At 38.1% G+C, this 6,197-nt stretch carries 5 protein-coding genes; all 5 read right to left on the bottom strand.

Translation table 11 applies throughout. The annotated features are described in order from the left end of the window. Positions 1–285 precede the first annotated feature (285 nt). The 5 genes from QZ565_RS07700 to QZ565_RS07720 all read right to left on the bottom strand — a co-directional run bounded on the left by QZ565_RS07700 (position 286) and on the right by QZ565_RS07720 (position 6,017). Positions 286–549, bottom strand: coding sequence for a hypothetical protein (locus tag QZ565_RS07700; RefSeq protein ID WP_295527826.1), 264 nt, complete (start codon positions 547–549; stop codon positions 286–288). An 844-nt stretch (positions 550–1,393) separates the two neighbouring features. After that, positions 1,394–2,644: a threonine ammonia-lyase IlvA gene (gene ilvA, locus QZ565_RS07705; protein WP_000952976.1), complete on the bottom strand. Its 1,251-nt coding sequence runs from the start codon at positions 2,642–2,644 to the stop codon at positions 1,394–1,396. A 114-nt stretch (positions 2,645–2,758) separates the two neighbouring features. After that, a complete protein-coding gene (gene ilvC, locus QZ565_RS07710) occupies positions 2,759–3,781 on the bottom strand; it encodes a ketol-acid reductoisomerase (RefSeq protein ID WP_000290683.1) in 1,023 nt (340 codons plus the stop codon). Between the two features lie 66 nt (positions 3,782–3,847). Then, positions 3,848–4,324: an acetolactate synthase small subunit gene (gene ilvN / locus QZ565_RS07715; protein WP_001253803.1), complete on the bottom strand. Its 477-nt coding sequence runs from the start codon at positions 4,322–4,324 to the stop codon at positions 3,848–3,850. After that, positions 4,317–6,017, bottom strand: a complete 1,701-nt coding sequence (locus tag QZ565_RS07720; protein WP_247932088.1) for an acetolactate synthase large subunit — start codon at positions 6,015–6,017, stop codon at positions 4,317–4,319. The genes ilvN and QZ565_RS07720 overlap by 8 nt, the downstream gene beginning before the upstream one ends. Positions 6,018–6,197 lie beyond the last annotated feature (180 nt).

The raw sequence follows: 6,197 nt of genomic DNA on the forward strand, positions 1-6,197 counted from the left end.
TTGTTAATTAGTATAGTATTTATTCTTTTATTAACTATATATCAAAAAATATATAAAACAATCGATATAACATTAACAAAACAGTCAGGTAATTCCTATATAATTGGTATATATTTTACAATATTAGAGTTAATATTTATCAATTTATTTTTCGTTTTAGAATATGACTGGAAATACTTTCTACCGTTATACGCTTGTAGCATTATAAGTAATCAGTGTTTTAACCAGTATAAAAAATAAAAAGGTAGTAAACTCTCTAAGTTAGAAAGTTTACTACTTTTTTATTTATCTTGCTTCTTCGTAATCCAAGACTTCTGCAACTTTACTAGCAATATACTTCGCTAATTTTTCATGATTTTTTTCATAGAAATCAATTAAACCTAGAGCTGTTTCAAATGAAATATTTTTTACTTTTGCACGACCCTGCGCTAGAGCAATGATAGACATTTCACGCGCATTCGTTTCTTTAGAGATACGGTAGCCTGTGATTTTCTTATCACGAACCCAGCCAACAACTGATTCTACTTTTTCAAAGTTTGACTTAGCCATGTCCTTCTCCTATTTTCTTCTTTACGATATTTAATTGTATACGTTTTTATGACTTTTGTCAATAAAAAAACATATATTCAATAAAATTAATGATTTATTTTTCTATTACTATCTTATTAAAGCCGATAATATATAGGTTTTCCCTTGCTATAAACCATTAGTAAATACCTTTAAAATAATTGTATTATTAACTCTTTTATTTGTAAAAATATTCATGCTTTACAAATACCAATTCTTGATAGATTAGACAGGTTTTATCTTCAACTTTATTCTATTTACCTAACTTTAAAATGATATTTCTAATAGTAGAAGACTTTCTCTCCACACTATTACTAACTATTATTTCTCTTCTCCTTCTTTGATTTTCTTCCTGTCTGCATAAGTACTTTTCACTTGTTCAACTGGTACTATTTATTTACTTTATCAAGATTCCTTTTTGTTTCTTTAAACCAATAAAAAGATTAGTAATTAAGAAACAATAGTATCCTATCTTCCAACATTTTCCATTGTTTTTATCTTCTTAGTATCTTATCACTCTTCTCAGTCAACTCAGTATAAGGTTTCTCATTAGTATTGATTATTTTTTCTAATTCCTATTATATTTAACCAAATTTCAGATTAGACATATATAAAATAGCGGATTCTAAAAATACTCCTTATATATAACAAGTAATTTTACTCCCTTACTATAAACTGAATCAAAAAATAATAGGTACTATAATGACTTGTGATAGAAATAGCGTAATCGATTTCCTAAGTCCATAGGAATCGCCCCCTTTCTTCACCCTCATTATAGCACCTATACATCAGTTGTGCAAATAATATGATATTTTTTTATTAGTCCTTAGACAAGCATATTATAGAGTGTTTCATTACCATTTAAGTTAATATAAGATGGATCAAAGCCTTCCATTCGACGAATCAAGCCTGCATAATCATGCTTATCTGCCAAGGCAATCCCGATCAATACGGGCCCTGTCCCCTTACTAGCTCGTTTGATATACTCAAAACGTGTGATATCATCATTTGGCCCCAAAATATCATTTACAAACTCACGCAAAGCCCCCGGACGCTGTGGAAAATTAACCACAAAGTAATGCTTGATCCCATCATAAATCAAGGCACGCTCTTCCATTTCCGGCATACGGTTGATATCATTATTTCCTCCAGAAATGATACAACAAATAGTTTTCCCCTTGATATATTCAGCCAAAACCTCTAAAGAAGCGATACTAGCCGCTCCAGCTGGTTCTGCAACAATCCCTTGCTTAGAGTAGAGGTCAATCAAGGTTTCAGAAATCAATCCCTCATCGACACCTACTAAGGTTTGAACATGTTGACGAGTTGCTTCATAGGTCAATTGACCTACCTTTTGTACAGCAATCCCATCCGCAAATTTGTCAATTTCTTTGAGTTTGACAGGTCCACCAGCTTCAAAGGCCGCCTTCATGGAACGCGCTCCATTAGCCTCTACCCCAATGACTTCAATCTCTGGACTTGTTTCCTTGATATAGGTAGAAACCCCAGCAATGAGACCACCACCTCCAACAGGAACTAAGACAGCATCAAAATCAATCGACTCTTTTCGAGCTTCTTCTAAAATCTCATAAGCGACGGTTCCTTGACCTGCTTGAACATGGGCATCATCAAAGGGATCAATAAAGGTACGATTTTCTGAGACTGTAAATTCTTGAGCTGCCTTAGCAGAAGCATCAAAGGTATCCCCAACTAGTTTAATGGTTACAAAATCCCCACCAAAAAAGCGAACTTGACCAATCTTTTGTTGCGGAGTAGTAATTGGCATAAAAATAGTAGCAGGAATTTTCATCTCATTACAAGTATAGGCAACTCCCTGCGCATGATTTCCCGCAGAAGCGCAGACTACCCCACGCTCACGTTCTTCCTTGCTGAGCTGGGAAATGGCATAATAGGCACCGCGAATTTTAAAAGAACGAACACGTTGGGCATTTTCCTTTTTCAAATAAATCTTAGCACCATACTTCTCCGATAAATAATGGTCATAATCAAGCGGTGTATTCACAACCACACCATTCAAGACCTTATGAGCCTTGATGATATCTTTTGAACTTAACATCTTTTTCTCCTAGACTATTTCATACTTATCTCAATCCATCCTCTTAAAAGAGAGATGAATTGATTATAAAAGCGAGTTAGTCCCCCAACTCGCCTTCACCTTAATTTCTATCAATTAATTATAGATTTTGAATGCATCGTCGTCGTTTTTACCAACGAATGGCATTGCTTTACGCAATTCTGCTCCAACTTTTTCAATTTCAAGGTTAGCTGCTTGCTCACGGTAAGCAGTCAATTTTGGACGTCCAGCTTTATAGTCATTTACAAAGTCATTTGCAAATTTACCATTTTGGATATCAGCCAAGACAGCTTTCATGTTTTCTTTAACTTGCTCAGTGATTACACGTGGACCAGATACATAGTCACCGTACTCAGCAGTATTTGAAATAGATTGACGCATTTTCTTGAATCCACCTTCGTAGATCAAGTCAACGATCAATTTCATTTCGTGAAGAACTTCAAAGTAAGCCAATTCTGGAGCGTAACCTGCTTCTGTCAAGACTTCGAAACCTGCTTCGATAAGGGCAGTCAAACCACCACAAAGTACAGCTTGTTCACCAAACAAATCTTCTTCAGTTTCTTCTTTGTATGTTGTTTCAAGAAGACCTACACGAGCTGCTCCAACACCTTTACACCAGTCCATAGCAATGTTTTTCGCATTTCCTGTTGCATCTTGATATACTGCGTAAAGAGCTGGAACACCAAATCCTTCTTCATAAGTACGGCGTACCAAGTGTCCTGGTCCTTTAGGAGCACACATGAAGACATCTACGTCTGCAGGAACTTTGATAAATTCAAAGTGAATGTTGAAACCATGGGCAAATCCAACTGCGTTTCCAGCTTCCAAGTTTGGAGCGATTTCTGCTTCGTACAATTCTTGTTGGATTTCGTCTGGTGCCAAAATCATGATAACGTCAGCTAATTTAGTTGCTTCTGCTACTGTGTAAGTGTCAAATCCATCTTCTTTTGCTTTGTCAAAAGATTTACCTGGACGTACACCGATGATGACATCGCGACCTGAATCACGCAAGTTTTGAGCATGCGCATGTCCTTGTGAACCATAACCGATAACGGCAATTTTTTTACCGTCAAGTGCTGCTACTTTAACATCTTTTTCATATTCCATTTGAACTGCCATAGTTTTTTCTCTCTTTTCTATTATTTATTGCCTTTTAAGCTGGTTTAACAAATTTAAGTTGGATTTTTAGTCGCGGGTAAATCCAGTTGCACCCGTTCGAGCAATATTGCGAATACCGTATGGTCGAATGACTCGCAATAGAGCTTCACTCTTTTCAGCATTCCCTGTCATCTGAATGGTAATCGAGCTTGGTGCTACGTCTACCACTGTTGCACGGAAAGGTTGAATAATGGCTAGAATCTCAGCACGCTTCTCTGCTGGCGCTGACATCTTAACCAAAATCACCTCGCGCTCCAAGTGTGGTTTATCCGTAATATCACGAATGCGAATCACATCAATTTGACGATTGAGTTGCTTGATGATTTGCTCCACTTCATCATGTGAAGCCACATCAATAATAATGGTGATACGCGATACATTCGGATCTTCTGTTGCTCCAACAGAAATGCTTTCGATATTAACCTGACGGCGAGACAGGACACCGGTAAAGCGATTGAGGACTCCTGAACGATTTTGTAGTTTTGCTGTTAACATTCTACGCATGGAACTTCACCCCCAACATCTCATGATTACTCTTACCAGCTGGCACCATTGGCAACACCTGCTCCTTACGAGAAATATCTACCTCGATTAGCATAGGAACATCCTCAGTGATGACTTCAAGATCTCGAGCTAAGGTCTCAGGATTATCAAACTTATAGTTTTTAATGCCATAAGCCTGTGCCATCAATTGGAAATCAGGAAGGGTATCAAAGACTGACTCTGATGTTCTACCTTCATAGAAGGATTCCTGCCACTGGCGAACCATTCCAAGTGAGTGGTTGTTCAGCATAACCACCTTGATTGGCACCTTGTAAATGTTCAAAATAGCCAATTCTTGGTTGGTCATTTGGAAACCACCATCCCCAACGAACAAGACTACTTCCTTATCTGGGTTAGCAATTTTAGCACCGATTGCTGCTGGAATTCCGAATCCCATGGTTCCCAAACCACCTGAAGTCACTAACTGACGTTCATTTTGGTAAGGATAATACTGAGCTGTCCACATTTGGTGTTGACCAACGTCTGTTACCACAATGGCATCACCATTCGTCAACTCACCGATGCGTTCAATAACAGCTTGCGGCTGAACCACACGCTCTTTCTTGTCATAAGAACGAACACGGTTCTTGTCTTTAGTGACTTTTTCAATCCATTTTTCAGTATTGTTATGAACTATCGGTTCTGCCAGCAACATTTGTAAAGCTTTCTTAGCATCTCCAACTACAGGAATATCTGCACTGATAATCTTGCCAATCTCGGCTGGGTCAATATCAATGTGAGCAACCTTAGCATTCTTAGCAAAGGTCTTAGGATTCCCCGTCAAGCGGTCATCGAAACGACAACCAATGCTAATCATAAAATCAGCTTCTGTCATGGCAATATTAGCTGCGAATGACCCGTGCATACCTCCCATTCCAAGGAAGAGTGGATGACTCGTTGCAATCGTTCCTTGCCCCAAAAGACTGGTGACCACTGGAATCTGATAGCGTTCTGCAAATTCGTTTAATTCTGCCGCAGCCTCAGCATAACTAATCCCACCTCCAGCTAGCAAGACTGGCTTTTTAGCCTTGGATAATTGCTTCAAGATTTTCTTGATTTGCATATCATTTGGCTCAAGAGTCGGCTGATAGCTTGGTAGGTTCACTTCTGGTGAATAAATGAAGTCTGTTTCTAATGCAGATACGTCTTTAGGTAGGTCAATTACGACTGGCCCTGGGCGACCTGTAGTTGCGATATGGACAGCTTCCGTAATAATTCGAGGGATATCAGCTGTCTCACGAACTTGGTAATTGTACTTAGTGATTGGCATGGTAATCCCCACAATGTCTGCCTCCTGAAAGGCATCCTTCCCAATCCCAGCTCGCGCCACCTGACCTGTAAAGACCAAAAGGGGAACGCTATCGCTCATGGCATCCGCAATCCCTGTAATGGCATTTGTTGCTCCTGGTCCGCTAGTGACGACAGCAACACCCAACTTTCCAGTTGATTTGGCATAACCTTCAGCTTCATGCAAACAACCTTGCTCATGGCGTCCTAGAATGTGGCGAATGCCTTTAAAATTATATATCGCATCATAAAAAGGCAAGACCGCACCACCAGGATAACCAAAGATGGTATCAATTCCTAAATCACGAAGTGTTTCCAAAACTAGGTCCGACCCCGTCTTAGGAGATTCTAAACTGATTTTCTCCATTGTTCCCCTTTCTCTTCTCTTAAAAAAATAGCTTGTTACTATCATACCATTTTTTCAAAATTTTTCAAGACAAAATAAGAAATTTTCTGAATTTTCTATTTTAACGTTTATTTATGAATAATATTCTATTTTTTATAAGTTTTAAAAGGTAATTTATATTCTTTAGCAATTTATTATCAT

Source organism: uncultured Streptococcus sp. (assembly GCF_915066115.1).
In the GTDB taxonomy this organism is placed as follows: Bacteria; Bacillota; Bacilli; order Lactobacillales; family Streptococcaceae; genus Streptococcus.